A 26228-nucleotide genomic window follows, 5' to 3' on the forward strand; every position below is an offset into this window, starting at 1 on the left:
TTCGTCGATGCTTCCCGAAGGATCCGTCCTCTTTCCCCAAGGTTTCGTCTTGCATCTTCAAGCCTTGGTCCTTTATCCCGGAACCTTGGGGAAGGTTCCCGAAAGCTTCGGGATGCTAGGATGATCCTTCGGGAAGAAAGGATCAGAAGATCCTATGAAAGGATCATGGGATCCCTTACAAGGATGAAGACCATACCTAACACGGATGAAAGCATACCTTACAAGGAGCGAAAGATCCTTTGAAAGGATCGAGGCATCCCTAACACGGATCATCGCATCCCTTACAAGGACGAAGAATATCCTAGTTGGACCAAAGACCATACCTTACATGAGAAGGGATCGACTGATATATTAGGGGGCCGGGACGGAGGATGGAGGCGTGCTGGGACGGCTTTTGGAGAACCGGGAAGCAGGCCGGTTTATGATGGGAAAATGGTTGGCTCCGGAGCATGCATGATGGTTATTCTCTCTTTCGGAAAAGAGAGAGCGAGATGAGTTCAAAACCCCAAAACTACGGCAGGCATTACATGGATTTTTAGGATAGCGCCGATACTAGGTGGGAAGCAACTAAACCGGATTGCGAAGGTTGGATGGTATTGTTTTACGAGCACTCCCGGCTTTCGACCCCGCCCGATGATACCGTCATTTGGCGGTACATCACCTTTACCAAGTTTTGTTCGATGCTGAATGAACAGGCGCTCTTCTTTTGCAGGCTGGATAAGCTCCATGATAAATGGGAGGGGGTTTATCCCAAGGCCATGTTGGAATACTGGGCGAAAGTTTATCAGGATATCCCCGCCGGGGATGAAGGGGTCGCGCGTTTAAAAGAAATACTGATCCGGAAGATTATCCCGTCCCACTTCGTGAATTGCTGGTTCATGAGCGAGTACGAATCCGACGCAATGTGGCGGTTGTATTCCCGGAATTACGAGGGGATAGCCATCAAGTCCACCATCGGAAGGCTGAAGCGGTCCCTGGCCAAAACCCGGGAACGGATCTGGATCGGCCCGGTGGATTATATCGATTATGACCAGTGGCAACCGCCAAAAGGCGAAGCGCGAAAAGCTTTTTTATGGATGGAGCCGTTCTTCTGGAAACGGTTGAGCTTTCAACATGAGAATGAGCTGCGGGCTTTGGTGGGCCAAGCGAACCGGGAGAGCGGGGAAGCGGAGAACGGCCTGAATATCCAAGCGGATTTGAACGAGCTGACCGAGGCGGTTTATGTGTTTCCCGATTCGAAGGACTGGTTTTTGCAACTAGTCAAGACGATCGTGAGGAAATACGGTTATCGCGGCATAGCGGTGAAACGTTCGTCGCTGGGGGAGAGGCCGTGGGAGTGAAAAATCTTTGTATTCACAAAAATGCGTCATGAGGAACCTTACCTCAAGGCCACCTCGAGTTGTGTACCCGATGGGCTGGATAGGCTGATGCGAAGGGATGATCGGCCTGGAGGTACGGTTTTAATTTTTCTGAATTGTAACCCAATATCCACATCTTCTCCATACGCTAACCATGAAATGTACACATGCGAGGTATATAGTTTAGGTAATGAACCAATACTTTTTCATACCTCCTTATACCTCCTTTTTAACGCCCTTGCTCTTGGAAGTAAGGGCTTTATTTTTGTTGCAATCATCCGGAAAATGTTTTCAGTGAAATTTCTCAAAGCAAACATTTGATTAAACAATAATACCGAGCGTTTGAAAAGGAACGTGAAAACCTTGATATGCATGAGGGAAACTAGGGCGTCGCTTTTTTCGATCCGTTTTAACGTTAACTCTCTGTTATATAGTGCATCGCCAAAGCTCCATCCGGATATTCCAGCGAATTATAGGAAACAGAAGCTCACCATCACATACCCCAGTCTTTCATTAATTGACCATTGATTCGACTGTGAAAAGGGGACATTGGATTTTTTGATGCTATAAGCAAGCCGGATTGACGGGTAATGCCAGCGCAGCGAAATTAAGACCGGGCGCGATGAACTTGGTTTCTAATACGTATAGAAATATGTATAAGAAATATTGACACGTAGTTAAATACGTACTAGAATGAAAGCGTCAGGGGGTAAGTGATTGTGAAATCCTATTCATCTAGAGAAATTTTGCAGATACTAAACAATGATGGCTGGTATATTGTAAATGCCAGAGGAGATCACTACCAACTGAAACATCCAACTAAGCCCGGAAAAGTGACGGTGACCCATCCGGTCAAAGACTTACCGATTAAGATAGTGAAATCAATTTTCAAACAAGCGGGGCTAGATATAAACTAGCCCCGATAGACAGGAGGCCTAAAACGTGAAAGATAGATATTTTTTCCCTGCAATTTTTGATGTTGCCGACGACGGAATCTCAGTAGAATTCCCTGATTTACCGGGTTGTTTACCTTGTGGGAAAACTATCGAAGAAGCAGTGGCAAACGCTAAAGAGGCCATGGCGCTTCATCTATATGGAATGGAACAGGATGGTGACGATATCCCTGCTCCAACAGACGTGACCAAACTTCAATTCGATAAAAATCAATTTGTGGTCATGATTGAGGCTTGGATGGTTCCATTTCGAGATGAGATGCGGAATAAAGCCGTTAAGAAAACAGTCACCATCCCGCGTTGGCTTGATGATTTAGCGCAAGAAAACGAAGTAAATTTCTCGCATGTCTTGCAAGAGGCTTTAAAAAATTATTTGGGCGTAAATCAGCTGACAAACAAAAGAGGAATAAAATGATCTAAAAGAAAAGGGAGTGTCGCAAAACTGCCTAAGAGGTAGTAAACGACACTCCCTTTCGTCCTCTTCATTTCATCGCGGCGTTGCGGTGACTTTTACCCGGTGAAACGATCGTCGCTGGGGAGAGATCTTGTGAATTAATATGGGAAAATGAATATTTTTAAAATAGGTACTCCGTAAATGAAGAAGGAATTTTAATAGCCACAGAGAAAAATTAAGTCGAGTTCCTGTATATAAAATTGAAGTATCTATTCTATATTGACGAGTTAAAGAGTGGCAAGTTTAAGTATGCGGTTTATTTAATGAAGGCGGTGGAGGAGTACTAATTTTGAAAGATTATGAATTGAAGCAAAAATTAGATTCTTAAATTAATATTTACTGAAACGATTTTGTATGAAATGGACCGAAAATTATCTTGAAACATGCGAACCAGAAAAATATACGAAAAATATCATATTAATGTTATAACAGGAGAGCTAGAGTGATAATTACAATCGAAGGTTTAGATGGAGCTGGCAAATCAGTCCAGATAAATTTATTGAAGGACTATCTACGAAGCAAATCAATTCAATTTAAGTATGTTCATTTTCCCAGAATCGATTCACCGGTCTATGGCGAGTTAATCGCTAGTTTTTTAAGGGGCGAACTGGGAGAGCTCGATCCAAAGTTAATTGCATTGCTTTATGCCGGTGACAGGGACAATGCAAAAACAATGTTATTAGAATGGATAAAACAAGGGTATTTAGTGATTTTAGATAGATACGTTTACTCTAATATTGCGTTTCAGTGCGCTAAATTGCGTGATGAATTGGAAAAGCAAAATTTGAAAGAATGGATTCAAAATTTAGAGTATAATTATAACAAAATTCCAAAACCCGATCTGTCTTTATTTTTGCATGTCCCGTTTGAGTTTGTAGAAAACCAATTAAGAAAAAGCAGGCAAGGAAAGGATCGCGAATATCTTAATGGCAAGGAAGATATTCATGAAGTGAATCTGAATTTGCAAAAACAAGTTGAAAAGGAATACGTGAAGTTAACCCAGGAAAATGAAGATTTTCTTTTAATAAAATGTTCAAATGATATGAATGAGATGCTATTGCCAGCTCATATACATGGTAAGCTCATCGAGGTCCTTCAAGCAAAAGGGGTTATTGAGTGAAGAAAACGATTTTATGTTTTCCGAAGATATCTCTAGGACAGGAGCAACCAAACCAGATCCACAGGATTATATAAAATCGCTACATCCTGACGAAAGCTAAAATCATCTAATATACGTAATAAGATTGGGCTTTCGCTCCGGTACATGGACAGTTGCATCTCTCTTATACCCGAGCACCACCGAATCGTAGGGTTTGTAATCAACGGGTATTTTTAATTCCCTGCGCAATGCGGGGCCCTGGGGTGAGTCAAATGCCATCAGGACAAAGTAGATCCAGCACGACCCCAGCCCGATGGATTCCGCGGCCAGCAGTAAGTTCTGAGTGGCGGCGGCGCAATCCGCGTCGAGCGGCATCGGAGCCCGCTCGCTGCCGGAGACAATGATCAGCGTGGGCGCGCCATACAGACAATTGAAATGATCATTGTTACCCAGTTCCTTTAAAAATTCGATGGGCATTTGCCTGGCTGCTTCTTTGGCTGCCAGATTCAGCCGCTCGAGCAAGGCCCTGTTTTGGACGGCTGTAAAATGCCATGCCTGGTCCCCGGCGTTGGGAGCATACAACCCCGCTTCCAGCACCACCTGTAACTCCTCTTCCTTTATCTGCTCCTCTTGATAGCTTCGAATGCTCCTGCGCTGTTGAATGATTTTTAAAGTCTCATTGACGATCATCCAAATCATCTCCAGTTCAAAATTTTGGGAAGTACCCTTTGGCAACAGGGTCTGACCAGTATAGAAATTTTTTCCTCCGCTTCCAGCAATATAATTGTACCGCTATTCTTGAGCGCTGTCTTGTAGAGATTACATGGAGGAATCAAATATTTGCGAAACTCGGCCTATCCCAAGAGTGAGTATAGGCAAAAACCCCGGCGGCTACAAGATGAAAGGACTCTGCCCTGACCGGGATGAAATATTTAGCAAAATTCCAGCCATGAAACCGTCTAAGATGCTCATCCAATCCGCCTTTGGTCCCGGACTGAAAATTGCATTTTGCGATCGGTTGTGATATGATGAAACCGATCGCCAATTGAATATCGGTCCATGGAACACTAGGGGAGTCGGAGAGGCCGGCTGAGATTAAGAACCGCTGAGTTCTTTAACCCTTCAAACCTGATCTGGATCATACCAGCGAAGGGAAGTGATAGCGCCAGTCCCATATTGCGGGCACACGGAGCACAAATCTATCCTGGATTTGTGCTTTTCTTTTTATCGCCGGAGCGCGGCAAGCAAATAAAAGCGGAGGAAAAACGATATGACATATACCACGCAGATGGATGCGGCCAGGCAAGGACTGATCACCCGGGAGATGGAGCAGGTGGCCGCCAAGGAAGGGATCGTCGCGGCGACTATCCGGGACTGGGTCGCGGCGGGCCGGGTGGCGATCCCCGCCAACAAGCGGCACCGTTCGCTGGATGCCTGCGGCATCGGCACCGGGCTCCGCACCAAGATCAATGTAAATCTGGGAATCTCTAAGGATTGTTACGACATCGAGCAGGAAATGGCCAAGGTGCGGCGGGCGTTGGAACTTAGGGCCGACGCCATCATGGACCTGAGCTCCTTCGGCAAGACCGCCGAGTTCCGCGCCGGCCTGCTGGCCCTCTCCCCGGCCGCCGTGGGCACGGTGCCGATCTATGACGCCATCGGGTTTTATGACAAAGAGCTTCAGGAGATCCGGGCCGAGGAGTTTCTTGAGGTGGTCGAGCGGCACGCCGCCGACGGGGTCGATTTTATGACCATTCATGCCGGGCTGAACCGGGACATGGTGGAAAAGTTCAAGCGGAACCCGCGCCTGACCCATATCGTCTCGCGCGGCGGTTCGCTCCTTTACGCCTGGATGGAACTGAACGGGAGCGAGAATCCTTTTTACGAGCATTTCGATAAAATTCTGGAGATCTGCCGGGAATACGATGTCACGCTGAGTCTGGGCGACGCCTTGCGGCCCGGCTGCATCCAGGACGCGACCGACGCCTGCCAGATTCAGGAGCTGATCACGCTGGGGGAATTGACCCGGCGGGCCTGGGAGCGCAACGTCCAGGTGATGATCGAGGGACCAGGCCATATGAAGATCGATGAGATCGCCGCCAATGTCACCCTGCAGAAGCGGCTCTGCCACGGCGCGCCCTTCTATGTGCTGGGCCCGCTGGTGACCGATGTCGCGCCGGGATACGACCATATCACGTCGGCCATCGGCGGCGCCATCGCCGCGGCGGCCGGCGCCGACTTCCTCTGCTACGTGACGCCCGCCGAACATCTCCGCCTTCCCACCCTGGCCGATATGGAGGAAGGGATCATGGCCTCCCGGATCGCGGCCCATGCCGGCGACCTGGCCAAGGGGTTGCCGGGCGCCGCCGAATGGGACCGCCGGATGAGCCAGGCCCGGGTCGCTTTGGATTGGGAGTCCATGTTCGATCTGGCGCTGGATCCGGCCAAGGCCCGGCGCTACCGGGAAGAGTCCCGGCCGGAGCATGAGGACTCCTGCACCATGTGCGGCAAGATCTGCGCGATGCGGACCATGAATCAGCTATTAAAAGGCGGAGCTACGCTTTAAAAGCGTTGTGATAAACCCAGTCCGAAGGTCAGGGTGAACACAAAAGCTCAGAGAAGCAAGTGATAAAGTCGATTTTTAAACCTTTTACGGCTGAATCGGTTGAAAAGAGACTTTATCACATGGCTTCTAAAGCCGTTCCCCGGACCCGGTTCGCCGGAATTGCCCGCGGCCGCCGCCAGACCGGCAGCGGCCGCGAACATAGTAAATCAAGGTTTCGAATCGCCGGAGCGCTGTCGCTGAAGAAGGGCTATGGCTTGAGCACTTTCTGAAAATGCGCGATCATCTGCTGCTTCGTCTCCCGCTGGATCACCCGGCGGACCGGGGGAATCCGGAACAGCACCGTCATGAAGCCGTTGAAGAAGCGTTGGCCCCATTGCTGCTGCGGGAAGTCGTAGAAGCCGTGCCGTTTGAAGTAGCGATGGTCGCCCTGGAAGACGAAACGGAGCCTGCCCCAGATGGCGTCGCGGAAAATGACGGTGGCGGCGACGCCCCGGAAGGTCGCCGGCGGGACGTACTGCTGGTCCGCCAGGCGCACCAGGCGTTCGGCGAGGTCGGCCAGGAGGGCGTCGATCTCCGCTCCGGACCCGGCTTCGTCGGTGACCACCCCTGCCAGATTGGCCCTGTCATATTCCGCCGTGGAATGCAGGATCTCCGTCAGGTTCGGCAGCTGGCTGAGCGGCCCGGAGATAATGTAGGCGAACTGCTTGCCGGTGAAAAGGGGCTGGTGAGTCTTTTCGAAGCGGCGGTCGATAAACAGTTTCCAGCGGGAGGAGAAGTACCGGTCGACGATGGTGCCGGCGTAGACTACGATATCCGCCGCTTCCAACTTCTGGTAAGCCTGCCGCACATCGTCGCTGTCCCCGTAGACGCAGACATTGTCATAGCCGCAGCGGATGCAGCCCAGGCAACCGCCGTTGATCTTCAGCGTATCGAGCTGGAGCCGTTCCACCGGCTCGCTGAAACAGGATTCGAATTTTGCCAGCATCTTGCCGAGATTGGTGTCGCTCCCGGCGGCGTCGGCCACAATCACCACCCGGTGGCCGCGCAGCGCCACCCGCGGCCCGGCCTGGCTTGGGCCCGGAAGGTAGGCGGGCATCGCTGGCGGCAGCGGCTGGTAGCGCCGGGCGGTCGGCGCTTGGACCGCGATATCATGAAAGAAGCCGGCCGCGAAACAGTGAAACTGCTTTCGGAGCTCCTCCTTCAGTAGATCGTCCATCTCTGCCGCGAAATACCCGGTGTATTTCATCTCCAGATCATCACAGACCGCCTGGATGTAATTATGGGCGGTATGGTCGTAAAAATGGATCGAAGTGCTCAGTGCGGCGGCATATTTATGCCGGAAGGCGGCAGCCGCGCCGCGTTCCCGGATCAGTTCGATAAACCGTTTGTAATCGGCATGTACCAGAAAGATATAAAGCGGAAAGGCCCACAGCACTCCATCAGCGGCCGCCACCGCGGCGATGACCTCCTCAAACAGAGACGGTTCCTTCTCCAGTTGCCGGATCGACTGCGCGATGTGAAAGATCTTGAATTGATGCTCCGGAAAGGCTTTTTGAAGGTAACGGACATACTGCAGCGTGACGCTGATCTCCCCCTTGGGACTGCCGTTCAGCACGGTAATCTGCATCGGAACTCACTCCTTTTCGTAATCGGACCCGCGCCGGGTGAAACGGAGCGGGCCTCTTCTCATCAAACTCGGTCTTCCAAGCGTTCCAGGAAATCCTGATACCACTGGATCATGAAACGATAGAAATCCTTGCCAAACTGCTGGGTGGCGAATTCAAAAAAGTCGGCCTTATCCTTGATCAGCGGCTCCAGCCCTTCGGTCGCGGCCTGGGCGGCTTTCAAATCAGCCAGCAAGTTTTGGATCAGCTCCTTGACTTGTTCGATGGGGAGCAGACCGAAGAAAAAAAGGCGCAACAGATGTTCCAGCCCCCGGCGCGGCAGGGGGATCGGCCCGGAGAGCCACCGGAGGAAGACTGCTTTTCCGGCCTGGTTGATGGTATAAATCTTTTTAAACTTCCCGTTCTCCACCGTCTCGGCCGCCGTGATCAGGCCTTGGTCCTCCAGTTTTTTCAGAGCCGGATAGATGCTGCCGTAGCTGGCGTCAATGAAATAGCCGGTGCTCATCCCCATCATCTGCTTGATCTCATAGCCGCTCATGGCCTTTTTGAAGAGAAATCCCAATATCATGTTGTCGATCATCGGCATGGACTCCTTAGGTGAGATTTTTATATCTATATGATGTATATCACTTCGATATATAATATACCGATAAAGCTAAAATATGTCAACCCCAAAACGGGACCGCCGCCCTTTCTCTCCAAATTGCCGCATAACAACCGGCTGCCGCAGGGAATATTACAAAAAGGAATTGCCAAGAGAGGGTGGTTGCCATGAAAAATAAGTTCATCATTCCCGTGCTGTTTTTGGCCCTAGTCGCAGCCGGCGGATGGGGATATTCGCAATATCAAGCCAAGCGGCAATGGGAGATCAACGCCGAAAACCAGTACCAACGGGCTTTCGAAGAGCTGACCGCCCATGTGTCCAACATGGAGACGGAGATGTCCAAGGGGCTGGTGGCCGGTTCTTTCGTCCAATCGCTGCGCTCGCTCACCAATATCTGGCGCGAGGCCAACTCCAGCCAGGAAAACTTGGGCCAGCTGCCCCTGACCTCCGTCGAACTCTCGCGGACCAAAGCGGTCCTTGCCAAAGCCGGGGCGTTCTCCTTCGATACCGCGCAGAACCGGTTGACCCAAGGGACCGCCTTGAACGACGAGCAGTGGAAGATCCTGAAACAATTGCGCGATCAGACCCGGACCGTTTCGCGCCACCTGCTGCAGCTGCGGGACCAGTTTTATACGAATCGCGCTCAATGGCTGGAGGTCGACCGGATGGGAACCCTGGGAGCGGCCGGCATCCCCAGCGCCACCATGAACAATAACAAAGTCACCAAAGCCTTTATCATGCTGGAGGACGGCCTGCGCCGCTCGCCGGACATTCAGCTCCAGGGCAACAATCTGGACTTTACGCCCAAACCGACCGGCTTGACCGGCGCCAACATCAGCAGCAGAGACGCGGTGGTGACCACGCGGCGGGTCCTGGGACCGCAATGGAACAACGCCACCGTCCGGTATGAGCGGATTATCAAAGGCAATTTTCCCAGTTATATGATATCCGCCACGGACCGGCGCAATCCGAACCGTAACTGCCGGGTGAGCCTCAGCGTGAAAGGCGGCCATCTGGCTTGGTTGTTGTCGAACCGCGCCGTCAATGCCTCCAGGCTCTCGCTGGAGCATTGCGCTGCGCAAGCGGCGCAGTTTTTGGCCAGAAACGGCTATCCCGGCATGGAGAAGGTCAGCCAGCAGAGCAACGGCAACATCGCGCTCCTGACCATGGTCCCCCTCCGCCATCAGGTACTCTATTATCCGGAGATGGTCAAAGTCCAGGTCGCCCGGGATAATGGCGAGATCCTGGGGGTCGACGCCGTCGCCTACCTGACTTTCTATGAACCCGAAGCGGCGCAGCCGGTCCTGCTGCAAAAAACGGAATTGCAAATTCGGGACTTTATCAGTCCTCATCTGCAGTTGGAACGGATCCGCCGGGCCCAGGTACTGGACGAACAGTTCAACAAGGTGTTCTGCTATGAGGTGGCCGGCCGCCAGGAGAACGACCGTTATCTGCTCTACTACAACGCGCAGACCGGCAAGGAGGAGAAGATCCGCCGGGTGGACAGGAACGGCAACGAATTGATGTAGACCGCGCTTACCATGGCAAACATTCCGGCCGAGTCGGATCAAAATTCATTGACAGGGAAATGTCTGACAATGTATAATACAGATAAAATTTTGATCGCGATGAAGAGGACCAGTACGTTTGTTACCGTCTTCAGAGAGCCGGCGGCTGCTGCGAGCCGGCGCGGAACAGGCGGAATCCCCCTCGGAGCCATGGAATGAAATTACAGTAAGTTCCATCGGGCTAGCCCGTTAACGCTAAACCAAAGATTCCGTCCCCGGAAACGGTGATCCGGCGGAAAATAGGGTGGTACCACGGCCTTTCGTCCCTACATGACGAAAGGCCGTTTTTATTTATTCTCGATTGAACGTTGTCGTAAGGGGACCGGGCATCCCGTCCCGGCGCTGGCGGACCGAAGCGTTGGGCGGGAATGGGCGGTCTCTCCAATTTAAATTGAAAAGAAGAGGTGTCCAAGATGGCGAAGATTTTGATCAGTGACCCGATTACGCCGGCCGGTGTCGAACTGTTTAAAGAAGCCGGATTCGCGGTGGAGGTCAAAACCGATCACACCAAAGAGGAATTGCTGGCCAAGATCAAGGACTACGATGCGCTGATCGTGCGCAGCCAGACCAAGGTCACGGCGGAGATTATCGCGGCGGCCGATAACCTGAAAGTCATCGGCCGGGCCGGCGTCGGAGTCGACAATGTCGATGTCGAGGCCGCCACCAAAAAAGGGATCATCGTCCTGAACGCTCCCGATGGCAATACCCTTTCCACCGCCGAGCTGTCCGTGGCGATGCTGCTGGCGGTGGCCAGAAATGTCCCGCAAGGCCACGCCAGTCTGAAGAGCGGAGCCTGGGATCGCAAGAGCTTCACCGGAGTGGAGATTAACGGGAAAACCCTGGGCGTGGTGGGAATGGGCCGGATCGGCACCGAGGTGGCCAAACGGATGCTGGCGATGGGGATGACGGTTTTGGCGCACGATCCGTTCCTGACCGAGGAGCGGGCGGCGGCGCTCGGGGTCAAACTGGCCAGCCTGGAAGAGATTATCACCGAATCCGATTTTATCACGGTCCACACGCCGTTGACCGCCGAGACCAAGGGCCTCTTCGGCGCCGCCGAATTCGCCCGGATGAAGCAAGGAGTCCGCCTGGTCAACTGCGCCCGGGGCGGCATTTACGACGAGGCGGCGCTGGCCGCGGCGATCCGGAGCGGTCAGGTGGCCGGCGCGGCGCTGGATGTCTTCACCAGCGAACCCCCGGCGGACCGGACCCTGATCGAGCTACCTCAGGTCGTGGTCACCCCCCATCTGGGCGCCTCCACCCGGGAAGCCCAGGAGAACGTGGCCGTCGACGTGGCCCACGAAGTGATCAAGGTCTTGAAGGGCGAGAGCTTCAAGAATGCGGTCAACCTGCCGCCGCTTCGTCCCGAGGTCCGCAAGGCCCTGCAACCCTTCACCAATCTGGCCGAAGTCCTGGGCAAGATCGCCGCCCAGCTGGCGACGGAACGGATCGGCAAGATCGAAGTCAGCTATTGGGGCGAAGTTTCCAAAGTCGAAACCTCGTATCTGTCCTTATTGATTCTCAAGGGGATCCTCCAAGCCAGCCTCGGCGATGAGGTCAATCAGGTCAACGCCAAGTTCCTGGCCAAGGAACGCGGCCTCAAAGTGACCGAGTTCAAAGCGGAGGAATCGGCCGGCTACTCCAGTCTGATCAAGGTGGCGGTCGCGGGCGACCACGGAACCCACACCCTCACCGGAACGGTCATTGAGCATGAGGAGGCCCGGATCGTGGAGATCGAAGGCTACCGCGTGGACACCGTACCGTCGGAGCAGATGATTCTGATCGACCATACCGACCAACCCGGCGTCATCGGCGAGGTCGGAACCGTGCTCGGCCAGGCCGGAGTGAATATTGCCGCGATGCAGGTGGGCCGGAAACAACAGGGCGGCAAGGCCCTGATGGTGCTCAACGTGGACACGGCCGAAGCGCCGGAACTCCTTGCCAAGCTGGAAAAGGCCAAATCAGTCCAGAAAGCCCGGGCCATTATATTATAATAAACCGGTAACCGGCGGCCGGTGTCCCGCATAATATGGTTAGCAGACCCCGATGTGCGACGCAGCGGATTTTTCGGATAAGTTCCCGCCATACGGCGCGGTGGAGGCGCTGACGGTGCTACGTCAGGTAGGTGGAGAACGTGGCTCGCGCCGAGCGGCGAAGCAGGATCCGGGTTTCCGGCGTTGCGGGGTTGTTTAACGGAACGGAGGGCGAGCGGCATGCGGCAGCCGGAACAACCTAAAACCCTCCATCTGCTGATCAAAAGCCAATGGCTGGTCGATAGCATCACCAGCCTGGGAAGCGGTTATCTGATTCACCTCGTCTATCAAAACTCCGAGATTGCTCCGGATCTTTGCGCCGAGATCAAAGAAGGCCGTTTTCAGGAGGGGGTTTTAGGAGAGATTATTCATTTCAAGCCGGGCATGAAACGGCGGGTGGCGATGGTCGAAATCGATAAGGTGAATGATTTTCAGAACTTCATCCGTTTTGATCTTCGTATTCTAGAAGTCGTTCCGTTCCTCAGGGACGGGATCGGCGACGCCGACCAAGGCTACCTTTGTTATTATTACGGGAATCCGGGTTAACCGGATTCTTTTTATTGGGGAAGAGAGGAGCCCTTCGGCCGGTTTTGTTAACATTTGATGATATTTGTGATATTTGGGCGAAAATGTCAATAAAAATGTTGATTCTATATTATGAGTCGCCAAAACTTTTTTGGCGCGAAAATAGAAAATCTGATAAAATGATAAATAGCGTTCAGCTCCGTGATGAAAAGTAGGTCGCGCTGGATGGTTTACCGGCGCCCTGGCCGGCATATGGATGAGATGAAACAAGTGATGGGGAGCGACAGTCCCGGCTCATCCGCGCGTTCTATCCTATGTTGAAACTCCCGGATCCCGTACAAGCTTTCGAGAAACGCGAGCGCAAAATGGGGTCTGCTCTTATTATGAGGATTATCGGGGGTCCGGCAGCGGTCGCGCCGGTCATCGTAACCATTGCGAAACGTGATAAAGATCCGGCAGCGGGTCCGGGCTGGATCACCCGGCTGGCAGGAGGAGATTGGCATGACAACGACTCAGTTGGAAACCCCGCCGAAAAAACCGTTCATCGTGGCGGCGGGGATTTTGGTGGTACTGATGATCATCGGCTTTTTCTATTTTACCCGGGACGTCAAGGAGACGCGGCCGCCGGCCGTCGTCGCCAAAAAACCCATGACTCTGTTGTTGATCGGCATGGATATCAATGTCGGCGAGCCGAAGCCGGAGGAGACCCCGGCGTTGACCCGGACCGACACGCTGATCCTGGCGATTCTCGACCCGGTTGCCAAAAAGGCTTCCCTGGTCTCCATTCCCCGCGACAGTCTCGTAAATATTCCCGGTCATGGATTGGGCAGAATAAATGAGGCCAGCGTCCTGGGGGGAATTCCGTTGACGCGGCGGATGGTGACCCGGCTGACCGGCTGCCGGATCGATCATTACATGCAGGTTGGATTCGAGAGTTTTCAGCAGTTGGTCGATTTGGTCGGCGGCATTGAAGTCAATGTGGATAAAAAAATGCGGTATGCCGATGAATATGGCGTGTACAAAATCAAGCTGGATCCCGGCCCGCAAGTGCTCGACGGCGTCAAGGCCTTGCAATACGTGAGGTTCCGCCACGAGCCGCTGGGCGACATCGGCCGGGTGGAGCGGCAGCGCAAACTGTTGCTGGCGCTGTACACCAAGCTGAAACAACCGCTGAATATCGTCAAAATCCCGTCCATGCTCGGCATCGCCCGCAAATATATGCGGACCGACCTGAAGACCGGGCAGATGCTGGAACTGATTCAATTCGCGCGTAAATTGAATCCCGAAACGGATATCCGCAGTTATACCCTGCCGGGAAGCTTTTACGAGGCGTACTGGAAGCCCGATCGCGCCAAGGTCCGTGAACTGATGGCGGAGTTGAAACCGCAGCGGCCGGTACGTGCCGCGCCGGTCCTTTCTCAGCAGTAAACCTGCACCCGGCCGGGGACCGTGGCGCAAACGTCAAAATTCGAACAGATATCGGGGGAATGAAAGTGCAAGCGGATGTAACATTAGCCCTCCCGCAACTCAGCGGAAATACGGAGATTAACAATAAAATTACGGTGGTCATCGATGCCTTGCGGGCTACCAGCACCATCGTGACCGCGCTCCATCACCAGGCGATCGAAGTGATCCCAGTGGTCGAGCCGGCGGAAGCCGTCGAATTGGCCAAGAATATCGGAGCCCAGGAGTGTATCACCGGCGGCGAACGGCGCGGCCTGCGGATCGACGGCTTCGAATTGGGCAATTCGCCGCTGGAATATACCGAGGAACGGATCGCCGGCAAAAAGATCATCCTGTCGACCACCAACGGGACCAAAGCGATTAAGCTGGCGTCCCAAGGCGCGGCGGAGGTGCTGATCGGGAGCTTCCTCAATGTCCAGGCCGTCATCGAGTATCTGAGCCAGGCCGGCCGGGATCTGGTGATCGCCTGCGCCGGCCGGGGCAATTGGGGCTTGAGCCTGGAGGATCTGGCCTGCGCCGGCTGGATTATCCGCGGCTTGATCGACGCCGGGCTCGAGCCGGGTTTGACCGATGCGGCCAAGACCGCGCTCTATGCGCAGCGCGAGGCCAGATCCATCGGCCTGGAGAAGTTCTTCCGCCAGACCGACAACGGCCGCAACCTGATCGAGGTCGGCCTGGAGCAGGATCTGGCCGCCTGTGCCGACCTCAACAGCATGCCGCTCCTGCCGCGCTATTCCAACGGCCGGGTGGCCGTGGAATAATCCGGCGCAGATTGATTCGAAAAGTCATGGCCCCGGGCCATGGCTTTTTTGTTAGGTCCCCGCCAGGGTCGGAACGGCGCGGCGAATTCGCCGGTATTGACAAAAGGCGCGGTGCGTTGTAAACTGCAGTAATACCTTTTTTTACCTGGAGGAAGTCATGGCGCTGGAACAGCATCGCGAGTTTGTAAACCGGGCGATCGACCGCTTTCAGCGAGACCCGCGCATCATGGGCATTGCCGCCGGAGGTTCATGGATCACCCAGTCGATGGATGAGTTTTCCGATATCGATCTAGTCATCGCCGTGGCCCCGGAATACGAGGCGGAAGTCTCGCGGGAGCGGCTGACAATGGCGGAGCAGCTGGGGAAAGTGTTGGCGGCTTTCACTGGCGAGCACGTCGGAGAGCCCCGCCTCCTGATCTGCTTGTACGGTCCGCCGCTGCTCCATGTCGACTTAAAATTTGTGGGCTTGCAGGACCTGGCCCACCGGGTGGAAGACCCGGTCATCCTTTGGCAGCGGGACGAAGCCCTTGCTACGGCGTTGGCCGGGGGCGAACCGCGCTATCCCCAGCCGGACCGGCAATGGATCGAGGACCGTTTTTGGGTCTGGGTCCATTACATTACCGTGAAGATCGGGCGGGGGGAGCTATTCGAAGCCATCGAAATGCTGTCTTATTTGCGCCAGACCGTCCTGGGCCCGCTGGCGCTGCTGGGCCGGGGCAAGCTGCCGCGGGGTGTGCGCTATCTGGAACGGGACGCTCCGGCCGAAGCGGCGCAGCTGCAACGGACGATTGCCGCTCATAACCCGCTGGATTGCGCGCTGGCTTTGCAGGAAGCCATTGCCCTCTATCGACAGCTGCGGGAACATACCCCCGGATTGGTCCTGCGCCGGGAGGCCGAAGAACAGGTCCGGCTCTATCTCGACAGCATCATGGAGCGGCTGAAGCATGGCCTGTAGACCATGGCAAACGGCATCACCGCCGTTTACGGGTTGAAACTTCATGATTGCCGGCTTGAGCCGAAGACGCATCCGCTGCTGCCGGGCCGGCAGGGTCCCTCGCCGGGGCTGCCGAGCCTGCCGCAAGGGTTGCAAAGGATTCCGCGGTTCCGGCGCGGGGTCGGGCAGGGGTTGCGGGAGGTTGAGCAGTAGTTGCGCGACAAAGAGCGGAACCGGCGGAGTCTTCCGCCGGCCTGGCGGACGGTCCGGCGGATGGTCCGGCCGCTTCCGCCGGAGTGGCAACCGGTCCGGCAGGCCGGCTCAAAAACAAAACCCGTCCGGCAGATTCTCCGGACGGGTTGAATTTCATATGCCACGACATGAATCCATAGGGTATATGATTTGCGAAAATAACGAACGCTCCACCGTTTTTTCGCAAATCATGTGATTCAAATCATGTCGTTGCATCGATAGGACGGCCCGCGAGGCCGGTCAGTTGGTCAAGGCTTGCAGGGGGGCGGGAATATGCCCGCCGCGCCCGATGAACTTGGCCGGGCTGAACTTGGAGACCGCCATGATCGGCGCCGAGCCGAGCAGGCCGCCGAAGTTGACCTCGTCGCCGATGACTTTGCCGGGGACGGGGATGATCCGGACGGCCGTGGTCTTGCTGTTGATCATGCCGATGGCCATCTCGTCGGCGATGATGCCGGAGATGGTGGCGGCGGAGGTGTCGCCGGGCACGGCGATCATGTCCAGGCCCACCGAGCAGACGCAGGTCATGGCCTCCAGCTTCTCGATGGAGAGCGCGCCGGCCTTGACCGCCTCGATCATGCCGGCGTCCTCGCTGACCGGAATGAAGGCGCCGCTCAAGCCGCCGATGGCCGAGGAGGCCATGGAACCGCCTTTTTTGACGGCGTCATTCAAGATCGCCAGGGCGGCGGTGGTCCCCGGCCCGCCGCAGCGCTCCAGGCCCATCGCTTCCAGAATATTGGCCACGCTGTCGCCGATGGCCGGGGTCGGCGCGAGCGAGAGGTCGATGATCCCGAAAGGCACGCCCAGGGCGGCCGAGACTTTTCTGCCGATCAACTCGCCGACCCGGGTGATCTTAAAGGCGACCCGCTTGATCTCCTCCGCCAATTCGCGGAGATCGCAATCGGGGATCCGTTCCACCGCCGCCTTAACCACTCCGGGACCGCTGATGCCGATGTTGATGGTGGCTTCCGGCTCGCCCACGCCATGAAAAGCGCCGGCCATGAAGGGGTTATCCTCCGGGGCATTGGCGAAGACCACCAGTTTGGCGCAGGCGATGGCGTCCCGCTCCCGGGTCAGTTCGGCCGCTTCCTTGATGACCCGGCCCAGCTTGATAATGGCGTCCATATTGATCCCGGCCTTGGTGGTGGCCACATTGACCGAGGCGCAGACTTTGTTGGTGCTCGACAGGGCTTCCGGCAGCGAATCGATCAGCCGCAAGTCGCCGGGGGTTGCCCCCTTGTGGACCAGCGCGGAATAACCGCCGATGAAATCGACGCCCAGTTCCTCGGCGAGCCCGTCGAGGGTGCGGGCGATCTCCGCGATCGGGCCCGCGGCGCCTTGCGCCACCAGCGCGATCGGGGTCACCGAGATCCGCTTGTTGATGATCGGCACGCCGTAGGTCCGTTCCATCAGTTGGGCGGTAGCCACGAGATCGGCGGCCAGCCGCCGGACCTTGGCGGCAATCTTGGCCGAGGTGGCCGCGACGTCCGGCCCGGCGCAGTCCAGCAGGTTGATCCCCATGGTCACGGTGCGGATGTCAAAATGGTAATTCTCGATCATCGAGATGGTCTCGAGAATCTCCTGGGGGGTATAGGGCATTGTCCATCACTCCAAATTTTCGCTGTCGCCATTCAGCGCCCGGAAAGGGAGCGAAATGGCGGCCGATTTTGCTTGCTTGGCCGCATGAGAACCTGCCGCGTCGGGCAGGGACCGGCCGTGAGAAGGTGCGAAGGTTCAGATCCGGTGCATGTAACGGAAGATATCTTCGTGTTGGATCACGATGCGTACGCCCAAGCTTGCCCCGGCCGCCTGCAGGGTCTCCTGGAGCGCGATCAGGTCTTGCTTGGCCTGGGAGATGTCGACCATCAGGATCATGGCGAAGATGCCCTGCATGATCGTTTGGCTGATGTCGACGATGTTGACGCCGTTATCGGCGAGGATCTTGGAGACGCCGGCGACGATGCCCACCCGGTCCTGGCCCATGACGGTGATCACCGCATGCTCAGTTTCATTCACTCTTTATCACCTCGGTAATGAAAATGCCTTGATTAACAGGCGTGTTTTACGGAATGGCAGGGAAAGTCACGATGAACCGCGCTGTCCGAACGACGCGCGCCGAATTGCCGAATTTTAGAGACGCAATGCGTGAAGATATGCTGGAAAGTATTCGCGATTCTTTTCATGAATCCTGCAGTGGCCAGGTTAAGCATTGGTTAATCGCCCGGCGCCGCAGCGCCGAAAAAGTTGGGAATTTCTCGTTTCATTTCACGTTTCAATAAGTGTTGGCGGGGGACGGCTTTGCCCGGCCGCCCCTAACGGGAAGACCGCTCATCCGTCTCGAATAATCGCGTGGCGTATAGTATAATAGTCTGAAGGTACGATTGAAATCGGTTCCAAAGGAGTGACCCGCATGGAATACCAGTTCCAGGCCGAGCTGAGCCCGGAGGCGTTGTTATTCGTCGCCGCAGACGGGACGAAAATGATCTTCGACCGGATTCCGTTTGTGATGCCGCCCAAGGAGAATATGCGCTTCGAACTGATCCGGGAGTTGAAAGAAGTGATCCATGAACCTTTCGCCGGAACGGACCCGGCATTCATCCGCTATGCCGGAGTCGAAAAGCACCAGGGCGATCTGTTTCTGGTCCGGCCGGCGCTGCCCGAGGATCCGCTGCCGCGGTTCCGGACCGAGGATCTGGAAACGGCCTGCCAGGCGTTGCTGAAAATAGCGCGGCTGGTCGGAGCGTATCAACAGGACGGCCGCTTCTTTGAAGACTTGAGTCCGGGCATGGTCCGGAGCGACGCCTCCGGAGCGGTCTACCTGCTCGATCCGCCCGTCTTGCATTTTCTGGGCAAATCGCTGCCCGAGGAGTATCATGGGGTTCCGGCGCCGGAGCAGATTCTGGGGCGCCCGGCCACTGACCGGACCGCCAGTTTCGCCTGGGGAGTGCTGGCCTACGGGCTGCTGACCGGGGCCGATCCTTTTCAGGCGGCCAATGCCGAGGAACGGTTGGATAAGATCGTCCGGGCCAGCGTATTGCCGCTGCGCGACCGGCGGCCGGAGATCAGTCCCGCCCTGAATCAACTGGTATCGCAAGCCTTGGAGGCCGATCCGGCGCGGCGCTTATCCCTGGAGGCCATCGCCTCCCGGCTGGCCGGCCTGATCGAAGGCCGGGCGCTCCGGAGCGACGCTGAGGAGGCCCGCCAGTATCAGACGCAGAGCAATGCCAACCGGCAGCGCTTCGAGACCCGGGAGAAGTGGCACCGTTGGATGAAAAAATACGGGATGGCGACCGGAATCGGCCTGGTCATTCTGGTGGCGCTGGCGTTGCTCTTCCGGCCCCAGGGCATGCAGGTGTTGAACCCCAAGACCCCGCCCCTGAAAGTGGTGCGTTACTATTTTCAAGGCGTGAGCAAGATCGACGTCTCCCTGGTGGACGAGACCATCTACCGGGCCAAAAACAGTTTCGCGGACATGGTCACCAATCTCCATGTGATGAACAAGGCCCAACAGGGATACTCTCTGACCACCAAGGATAACGCGACCGTTTCTTTTGAGGGCCTGACGGTGCGGGAGATCTCCCGCTCGCCGGAGCAAGCGGTGTATGAAGCCCAATACACGTTGAAAATGGCCCTGCCGACGCAGATCCAGTATCTGACCCGCAAGGATCGGATGACGTTGCGGCCGGTCAAGCGGATCTGGCGGATCACCGATATTCGGGTCCTCTCCAAGTCCGAACGGCGGGAGAAGGTGACCCCGGCACCGGCGCCGGCGAGTCCGGGCCCGGCGGGGTTGCCGTCTCCGTCCCCCGCTCCCGCCGGATCGAAGCCCTGAAGCTACCCGTCCGGGGCGCGCCGGCCGCGGCACGCCCCGTCCACTGTCACTCTCCGCGCATCATCATTGACACCCTCCCCGTGCTTTCTGCATACAGTACCTAATAGTAGAAAGCACGGGGAGGTAATTTTCGTTTTGGAAGTACAGGTTAGAACGGTGCGGCATCAGACCGACGTCCTGATCATCGGCGGCGGCACCGCCGGCTGCCTGGCGGCGGCCACCGTAAAGGAACTCAACCCGACCTTGCGGGTGATGATCATGGAGAAGGCCCATATCGAACGCAGCGGCTGCCTGGCCGCTGGGATGAACGCCATCAACGCTTACCTTAATCCCGGCGAAACGCCGGAATCATTCACCCAATATGTCCGCTATGACGCCATGGGTTTGCTCCGCGAAGATCTGGTCTACTCGGGCGCTCAGGAGCTGAACGCCGCGGTCCAAAAGGTGGAAAGCTGGGGGCTGCCGGTCCAGAAGGACGAGAGCGGCCGCTACCAGCCGCGGGGCCGCTGGAATATCCGGATCAACGGCGAATCGCTCAAACCGATCCTGGCGGCGGCGGTCCGGGAGGCCGGAGTCCAGGTGCTGAACCGGGTGAACGCCGTCGATTTCCTGATCGATGAGGGCCGGGTGGTCGGAGCGGCCGGGGTCGGAGTCCGGGACGGGCAATTCCACTGGGTCACGGCCAAGGCGGTGCTTTGTTGCACCGGCGGGGCGGCCGGTCTTTACCGCCCCAACAATCCCGGCCGGGCGGCGCACAAGATGTGGTACCCGCCCTTTAACACCGGGGGCGGGTATGCCATGGGGATCCGGGCCGGAGCCGAATTCACCGGATTTGAGATGCGTTTTATCGCCCTGCGCACCAAGGATCTGATCTGCCCCACCGGGACGCTGGCCCTGGGATTCGGGGCCAAACAGCGGAACGCGCTCGGTGAGGAATTTATGAAGCTGCGCTTCAAACATCAGGGCGGCGAAGGGGCGCCGACCTGCCTCCGGGTCTATGGTCCGGTGCAGGAGCAGAAAGCGGGGCGCGGTCCTTGTTATCTCGATACCCGCCATCTCGACGCCGATCAGGTCCGCAAACTGAAAGCCGCCTATCTCGACATGTATCCGGGGATCGTTCTGCAATGGGCGGCCAATGAATTCAATCCGGCCGAGACGCCGGTGGAGATCTGCGGCACCGAGCCGTACATCATGGGCGGCCATTGCCAGGCCGGCTACTGGATCGACCGCGAGCGCCGCACCACCCTGCCCGGACTGTATGCCGCCGGGGACGTGGCCGGCGGCTATCCCTACAAGTTCGTCAGCGGTTGTTGGGCCGAGGGGATCATCGCCGCCCGGGCCATTGTCGAAGACCTCCAGCAGGCCGATGAGCCGGAGCTGGATGAGATGGCCCTGCCGGGGCTGATCGAGCGTTCCTACCGGCCGTTGGCCCGGTTCCGGGACGGCGCCGAGGGAGTCGGCCCGGCCGAGGCCGAGGAGCGGCTGCAGAAGATCATGGATGAGTACGCCGGCGGGATTAGCACCTTCTATGAGATTCACGAGGCCGGCCTGGATGAGGCCGGGCGGCAGCTGGCGCGGTTGGAACGGCAGCTCCAGTATTTGGTGGCCGCCGACTATCATGAGCTGTTGGCCTGCCAGGAAGTGATCGACCGGGTGGCGGTGGCCCGGCAAGTGGTGGAGCATCTCGCCTACCGCAAGGAGACCCGGTGGCCGGGGTTTCAGACCCGGACCGACTATCCGGAGCGGGACGATTTCAACTGGCTGAAGTTCGTCAATTCGGTGAAGGATCCGGAGAGCGGCGCCATCCGGATGCTGGAGCGGCCCTACGTGCGGTTGATACCGGGGGAGCGGTATCTGCCGCGGTAGGTGCGGCGTGGCGCCGGCTCAAAGAGCCAAAACGAGGCGGGAGCAATCCCGCCTCGTTTTGATCCGCCGCAGGGGTCAACCCTGGGCCGCCGCCAGCGCCGGGAGATCCTCCTCCGTCCAATCCACCGGGCAGTCCACCAGCGCCGGCCCGGAGGCGGCCAGCGCTTCGCCCAGAATTTCCTCCAGCCGTTCCGGGATGTTGATGCGAAAACCTTTGGCGCCGTAAGCCTCGGCCAGTTTGACGAAGTCGGGCTGGCTCTCCGGGGCGAGCCCTTGCGGCCGGTCGGGCCGGGGGTTGCGCCGGTTCAAAATGAGGGCCTTCACCGGCAATTGGTTGGCGACCAGCGTCGCCAGCTCCTGAAGGCACATCTGGACTCCGGCGGCGTTGACGACCGCGACCACCGGGCGGCCGGGGTTGCCGGCCTGCGCTCCCACGGCCGCGGGAAAAGCGAATCCCACGGTGCCGAGCCCGCCGGCGGCGATAAAGGTCCGCGGCTCGCGGAACGGATAAAAACGCGCCGTCCAGATGGCGGGCTGCTCGGCTTCGCTGCAGATGAACACCCCTCCTCCGGTGATCCGGCCCAGTGCGGCCATGACGGCCCGGGGCTGAAGGCCGGCGGCGGAGGAGAGCGGGACGGAAGTGGCTTTCCGGGCGGCGATCTCCGCCAGCCATTCGGGGCGCCCGGCAGGTTTCAGGCGCTCCAGCAGCATGCTCAATACCGCCTTGGCGTCCCCGGCCAGCGAGATCCGGGAGCTCCGGTTTTGCTCCAGTTCCGCCGGATCGATATCGATCGAAATCAGCCGGGCTTGGGGCGCGAAAACGGCCGGATGGGGAGTGACCCGGTCGGCGGAGCGCACTCCGACTGCAATGAACAGATCAGCCTGGTTCACCGCCCAACGGCCGGCGGCGGTGCCGTTGGCTCCCAACAGTCCCAGGGAGAGCGGGTGTCCGGCGGGGAAAGCGGTCAGTCCCATCAGAGTGGCGGCGACGGGAATCGCCAGCGTTTCGGCCAGTTGCCGCAAGGCGGGAGCGGCGCCGGAGGAGATGACGCCGCCGCCGGCGCAGAGCACCGGCCGCCTGGCTGCGGCAATGGCGGCCGCCGCTTCGTTGATCGGGCCGGGCCGCGGTCCGAGCCGGGCTTGATAGCCCGGCAGGTGAACGGCATCCGGATATTCCGCCTGATCCTGCATCTGGGTCACGTCCTTGGTCAGGTCGATCAGGACCGGTCCGGGCCGTCCGGTACGGGCGATATAAAAAGCCTCTTTCACCGCGCGCGGCAGGTCGGCCAGCCGGGTGACGAGTTCGTTGTGCTTGGTGATGGGAAGGGTCATGCCGCGGATATCGGCTTCCTGGAACGAGTCGCGCCCCAGCAGAAAGCTGGAGACCTGGCCGGAGATGATCACCAGCGGGATCGAATCCTGATAGGCGGTAGCGATCCCGGTGATCAGGTTGGTCGCCCCGGGTCCGGAAGTGGCCAGGCAGACGCCGGTCTTCCCGGTACTGCGGGCATAACCGTCGGCGGCGTGGATCGCGCCCTGTTCGTGCCGGACCAGGATGTTGCGGATCGTGGGATGCCCGTAAAGCGCGTCATAGATGTGGATCACCGCGCTGCCCGGGTACCCGAAAAGCAGCTCCACGCCTTCCCGGGCAAGGCAGTCGAGCAATATTTCAGCGCCGGAACGATTCAAGAGAATCACCTCGTTTGGAATTTATATACAATATAGTTCAAATATTTAAATATGTCAATCATATTTTAAAACTATTGATATTAAAGGGTTTGTAAGTACATATATAATATAAATCCTTTAATGACGTTGATTTGAAAAGTTGGATATCGACAACATACTGATATTAAGCATATTTTACTCATTTACTAATGAGTAAATAGAAATAATAATTATCAATTCGATGTTAAAAGTTGTTGCAATGGTAAGGGTTATCAATAGTATATATTGATAATACCCGCTATTACTGAATTACACAGTATCGCTTTGATATATCTCAATCATTATAACTTCTCGTAAATCTAATATAAAATATTACTCGGCCTTCTTGAAGAATGGATAGCCGCATTTTTTCCGGAGCGTGAGGAAGGTTTAGGGGAATTGGTGCCGCCCCGCGCCGGAGCAGGGGATGGGGAGAAACCGGTCAGGCGCGGTTTTGGTCCGGTTGGGAGAGGCTCCGGCCTCCAAGGATATGCGGCGGTCCGGTTTCCCGAAGCCGCGGGGATGCATCCCCGGGATTCCGTCTTGGTTCCCGAAAGATTCGTCCTCTTTCCCGGAGGCTTGGGGAAGCATCCCGAAGCTTTGGTCCTTTATCCCGGAACCTTGGGGAAGGTTCCCGAAGGCTTCGGGATGGTAGGATGATCCTTCGGGAAGAAAGGATCAAAGGATCCGCTGAAAGGATCAAGGGATCCCTTACAAGGATGAAAACCATCCCTGACACGGATGGAGGCATACCTTACAAGGATCGCAGGATCCCTTGAAAGGATCGAGGCATCCCTAACACGGATTCGAGCATCCCTTACAAGGATGAAGAATATCCTAGTTGGACCAAAGACCATACCTGACACGAGCGAGGATCGGCTGATATATTAGAGGATCGGGACGGGAGACGGAGGCGTTGCTCCCGGCGGGAGGAGCGGCGGGGCAGATGGACCGGCGCTTGGCACAACATCGGGGATAGTGCGAAAAGCCGAATTCTTCCGCCGGCGATCCGGAGTGATCCACATATTTTATCCATTGGATCCGGATACTATATTTGGGTGAAGCTCCATGTATAAAAGCTGGCGCAAGAACAAACCGGTTCCATCGGGCCAATCTCCGCAAAGCGATGCCGTATTTCAGTTGTCCGACTCCCTCGAATCCAATGAGGCGCTCTTCCGCCGGTTGTTTAAAAACGACGATACCGTGATTTACCGGCGTTTTAGCAACCCGGCCGATGCCGACCTGGAATACTGCGCCGTTTTCGTGGACGGAATGGTTAATCCGGAGATTATCAATGAACACATTATCGGGCCGATCCTCCACGATGTCCAACCCAAAAAAGCCGGGCGGCGCCCGGTGGATATCTTGCAAACCCAGGTCATTCAGGCCGATGAGGTGCAAAAGACGGCCGATGTGAAGCGCCTGACGGAAGCTCTCCACAATGGCGATACGGTTCTGCTCTGCGCGGGCGAGACGGAAGCGTTGATCATAAGCTCCAAAGGCTGGCCAACCCGGGCTATCAGCGAGCCGGAAAGCGAGAAGACGCTGCGCGGCCCCAAGGAAGGATTCACGGAATCGCTGATGATGAACTTGTCCATGGTGAGACGGCGACTCCATACTGATCGGCTGAAATTCTCCATGAAAGTTTTGGGCGCCCGTTCCCGGACCAAGGCCTGTATCTGTTATATCGAAGGCTTGGCCAGTCCGGCGATTCTGGCGGAATTGGAAAAACGGCTGGATCAAATCAAGCTCGACGGCATACTGGGCACGGGCTATCTCGTCGAATTCATTAAAGATGCGCCGCTTTCGCCGTTTAAAACCATCGGGAACACGGAACGGCCGGATGTGGTGGCTGCGAAACTATTGGAAGGCAGGGTGGCCCTGATTCTGGACGGAAGCCCGGTGGCGATCACTTTGCCGCATGTTTTCGTCGAGTATTTTCAGTCCAACGACGATTATTATATCAATTTCTATTTCTCCTCGATCAACCGGATGATCCGGATCGCCTCTTTTCTCTTCGCGATCAGTGTTCCTGCCATTTACCTGGCTCTGACAACTTTTCATGAGGAGATACTCCCCACTCCCTTGCTGCTCAGCATCTCGGCAGCCCGGCAAGGAGTCGCTTTTCCGACCGCCATCGAACTCTTAATCCTGGGATTGGCGTTCGAAATTTTGCGCGAGGCGGGGATGCGGATGCCCAGCACCATCGGGGAAGCATTGAGCATCGTCGGCGCACTCATCCTGGGTCAGGCGGCGGTGCAAGCGCGCCTGGTCAGCGCGCCGATGGTGATCATTATCGGATTGACCGCGGTCACCGGACTGATGATCCCCGGACTGAGCGGAGCCATTATTATCTTGCGCTTCGTTTTTGTAATCTTTGTTACCTTTATCGGCTTTTATGGCTACCTCTTCGGCATGATCGGACTGCTGGTCCATTTGTTTCAGATCCGCTCTTTCGGAGTGCCTTATATGACCCCCTTGAACGCGATGAATCTTCAGGATCTAAAGGATACCGTTTTGAGAGCGCCGTGGTGGTACATGATAAACCGGCCGAGATTTATCGGCGCGCTGAACCGGATCCGGCAGGGGCGGGCCGATCCGGGTTCGAAGCCTTAAGAAAATGGGGA

At 56.6% G+C, this 26228-nt stretch carries 24 protein-coding genes, 1 riboswitch and 1 other annotated feature; of the genes, 18 read left to right on the forward strand and 6 right to left on the reverse strand.

What is annotated here, in order from left to right; all coding sequences use genetic code 11:
* The first annotated feature begins 590 nt into the window (after positions 1-590).
* The 4 genes from EDC14_RS02195 (at position 591) to tmk (ending at position 3885) form a co-directional block, all read left to right on the forward strand.
* On the forward strand, positions 591-1340 hold the full coding sequence (locus EDC14_RS02195) for a DUF2971 domain-containing protein (protein ID WP_132012545.1): 750 nt from the start codon (positions 591-593) through the stop codon (positions 1338-1340).
* A 737-nt stretch (positions 1341-2077) separates the two neighbouring features.
* On the forward strand, positions 2078-2275 hold the full coding sequence (locus EDC14_RS02200) for a type II toxin-antitoxin system HicA family toxin (protein ID WP_132012546.1): 198 nt from the start codon (positions 2078-2080) through the stop codon (positions 2273-2275).
* Positions 2276-2300: 25 nt separating this feature from the next.
* Positions 2301-2726: a type II toxin-antitoxin system HicB family antitoxin gene (locus tag EDC14_RS02205; RefSeq protein ID WP_132012547.1), complete on the forward strand. Its 426-nt coding sequence runs from the start codon at positions 2301-2303 to the stop codon at positions 2724-2726.
* A 481-nt stretch (positions 2727-3207) separates the two neighbouring features.
* Positions 3208-3885 carry a dTMP kinase gene (tmk, locus tag EDC14_RS02210; protein ID WP_132012548.1) on the forward strand — a complete coding sequence of 226 codons (678 nt, stop codon included), beginning with the start codon at positions 3208-3210 and terminating at the stop codon, positions 3883-3885.
* Positions 3886-3987: 102 nt separating this feature from the next.
* On the opposite strand, the gene EDC14_RS02215 is transcribed toward tmk, so the two are convergent.
* Positions 3988-4554, reverse strand: coding sequence for a nitroreductase family protein (locus EDC14_RS02215; protein WP_132012549.1), 567 nt, complete (start codon positions 4552-4554; stop codon positions 3988-3990).
* 369 nt (positions 4555-4923) lie between these two features.
* Positions 4924-5036: riboswitch (TPP riboswitch) on the forward strand.
* A 98-nt stretch (positions 5037-5134) separates the two neighbouring features.
* On the opposite strand from EDC14_RS02215, the gene thiC reads away from it, so the two are divergent.
* Positions 5135-6430, forward strand: a complete 1296-nt coding sequence (gene thiC, locus EDC14_RS02220) for a phosphomethylpyrimidine synthase ThiC (RefSeq protein ID WP_132012550.1) — start codon at positions 5135-5137, stop codon at positions 6428-6430.
* 119 nt (positions 6431-6549) lie between these two features.
* Positions 6550-6699 carry a hypothetical protein gene (locus EDC14_RS26560; RefSeq protein ID WP_165907729.1) on the forward strand — a complete coding sequence of 50 codons (150 nt, stop codon included), beginning with the start codon at positions 6550-6552 and terminating at the stop codon, positions 6697-6699.
* Here the strand turns inward: EDC14_RS26560 and EDC14_RS02225 are convergent.
* Both EDC14_RS02225 and EDC14_RS02230 read right to left on the reverse strand, forming a co-directional pair.
* On the reverse strand, positions 6678-8057 hold the full coding sequence (locus tag EDC14_RS02225; RefSeq protein WP_132012551.1) for an NAD(P)H-dependent oxidoreductase: 1380 nt from the start codon (positions 8055-8057) through the stop codon (positions 6678-6680). The two genes, EDC14_RS26560 and EDC14_RS02225, sit on opposite strands and share 22 nt — an antisense overlap.
* A gap of 62 nt (positions 8058-8119) precedes the next feature.
* Positions 8120-8635, reverse strand: a complete 516-nt coding sequence (locus EDC14_RS02230; protein WP_165907730.1) for a PadR family transcriptional regulator — start codon at positions 8633-8635, stop codon at positions 8120-8122.
* Between the two features lie 191 nt (positions 8636-8826).
* Between EDC14_RS02230 and ypeB the strand changes: the two genes are divergently transcribed.
* The 8 genes from ypeB (at position 8827) to EDC14_RS26565 (ending at position 16307) form a co-directional block, all read left to right on the forward strand.
* A complete protein-coding gene (gene ypeB, locus EDC14_RS02235) occupies positions 8827-10188 on the forward strand; it encodes a germination protein YpeB (RefSeq protein ID WP_132012553.1) in 1362 nt (453 codons plus the stop codon).
* A 90-nt stretch (positions 10189-10278) separates the two neighbouring features.
* Positions 10279-10498 (forward strand) — a binding site (T-box leader).
* A gap of 142 nt (positions 10499-10640) precedes the next feature.
* Positions 10641-12221, forward strand: a complete 1581-nt coding sequence (gene serA, locus EDC14_RS02240; RefSeq protein ID WP_132012554.1) for a phosphoglycerate dehydrogenase — start codon at positions 10641-10643, stop codon at positions 12219-12221.
* A 219-nt stretch (positions 12222-12440) separates the two neighbouring features.
* Positions 12441-12806, forward strand: coding sequence for a hypothetical protein (locus EDC14_RS02245; RefSeq protein ID WP_132012555.1), 366 nt, complete (start codon positions 12441-12443; stop codon positions 12804-12806).
* Between the two features lie 480 nt (positions 12807-13286).
* Complete coding sequence (locus EDC14_RS02250) at positions 13287-14213, forward strand: LCP family protein (protein ID WP_132012556.1); 927 nt, start codon at positions 13287-13289, stop codon at positions 14211-14213.
* Positions 14214-14278: 65 nt separating this feature from the next.
* Positions 14279-15010, forward strand: a complete 732-nt coding sequence (locus tag EDC14_RS02255) for a 2-phosphosulfolactate phosphatase (RefSeq protein WP_165907731.1) — start codon at positions 14279-14281, stop codon at positions 15008-15010.
* Positions 15011-15167: 157 nt separating this feature from the next.
* The gene (locus EDC14_RS02260) at positions 15168-15965 is read left to right on the forward strand and encodes an oxalate:formate antiporter (protein WP_132012558.1); all 798 of its coding nucleotides are present in this window, start codon (positions 15168-15170) and stop codon (positions 15963-15965) included.
* A gap of 3 nt (positions 15966-15968) precedes the next feature.
* The gene (locus EDC14_RS02265; RefSeq protein ID WP_132012559.1) at positions 15969-16157 is read left to right on the forward strand and encodes a hypothetical protein; all 189 of its coding nucleotides are present in this window, start codon (positions 15969-15971) and stop codon (positions 16155-16157) included.
* Complete coding sequence (locus EDC14_RS26565) at positions 16158-16307, forward strand: hypothetical protein (protein ID WP_165907732.1); 150 nt, start codon at positions 16158-16160, stop codon at positions 16305-16307.
* Positions 16308-16436: 129 nt separating this feature from the next.
* On the opposite strand, the gene EDC14_RS02270 is transcribed toward EDC14_RS26565, so the two are convergent.
* Together EDC14_RS02270 and EDC14_RS02275 are read right to left on the reverse strand one after the other, a co-directional pair.
* Positions 16437-17795, reverse strand: a complete 1359-nt coding sequence (locus EDC14_RS02270; RefSeq protein ID WP_132012560.1) for a PFL family protein — start codon at positions 17793-17795, stop codon at positions 16437-16439.
* 135 nt (positions 17796-17930) lie between these two features.
* Complete coding sequence (locus EDC14_RS02275; protein ID WP_279388723.1) at positions 17931-18212, reverse strand: ACT domain-containing protein; 282 nt, start codon at positions 18210-18212, stop codon at positions 17931-17933.
* A 53-nt stretch (positions 18213-18265) separates the two neighbouring features.
* Here EDC14_RS02275 and EDC14_RS02280 point away from each other — a divergent pair, with 53 nt between their 5' ends.
* The 3 genes from EDC14_RS02280 (at position 18266) to EDC14_RS02290 (ending at position 21894) form a co-directional block, all read left to right on the forward strand.
* On the forward strand, positions 18266-18475 hold the full coding sequence (locus EDC14_RS02280) for a hypothetical protein (protein WP_132012561.1): 210 nt from the start codon (positions 18266-18268) through the stop codon (positions 18473-18475).
* Positions 18476-18606: 131 nt separating this feature from the next.
* Positions 18607-20028, forward strand: a complete 1422-nt coding sequence (locus EDC14_RS02285; protein WP_132012562.1) for a serine/threonine-protein kinase — start codon at positions 18607-18609, stop codon at positions 20026-20028.
* Positions 20029-20163: 135 nt separating this feature from the next.
* Complete coding sequence (locus EDC14_RS02290) at positions 20164-21894, forward strand: adenylyl-sulfate reductase subunit alpha (protein ID WP_341540138.1); 1731 nt, start codon at positions 20164-20166, stop codon at positions 21892-21894.
* A gap of 75 nt (positions 21895-21969) precedes the next feature.
* Here EDC14_RS02290 and ilvB read toward each other — a convergent pair whose 3' ends face one another.
* Positions 21970-23592, reverse strand: coding sequence for a biosynthetic-type acetolactate synthase large subunit (gene ilvB / locus EDC14_RS02295; protein WP_424337388.1), 1623 nt, complete (start codon positions 23590-23592; stop codon positions 21970-21972).
* A 1077-nt stretch (positions 23593-24669) separates the two neighbouring features.
* On the opposite strand from ilvB, the gene EDC14_RS02300 reads away from it, so the two are divergent.
* The gene (locus EDC14_RS02300) at positions 24670-26217 is read left to right on the forward strand and encodes a spore germination protein (protein ID WP_132012564.1); all 1548 of its coding nucleotides are present in this window, start codon (positions 24670-24672) and stop codon (positions 26215-26217) included.
* The last annotated feature ends 11 nt before the right edge of the window (positions 26218-26228 follow it).

It is taken from the genome of Hydrogenispora ethanolica, assembly GCF_004340685.1.
Lineage (GTDB): Bacteria > Bacillota > UBA4882 > UBA8346 > UBA8346 > Hydrogenispora > Hydrogenispora ethanolica.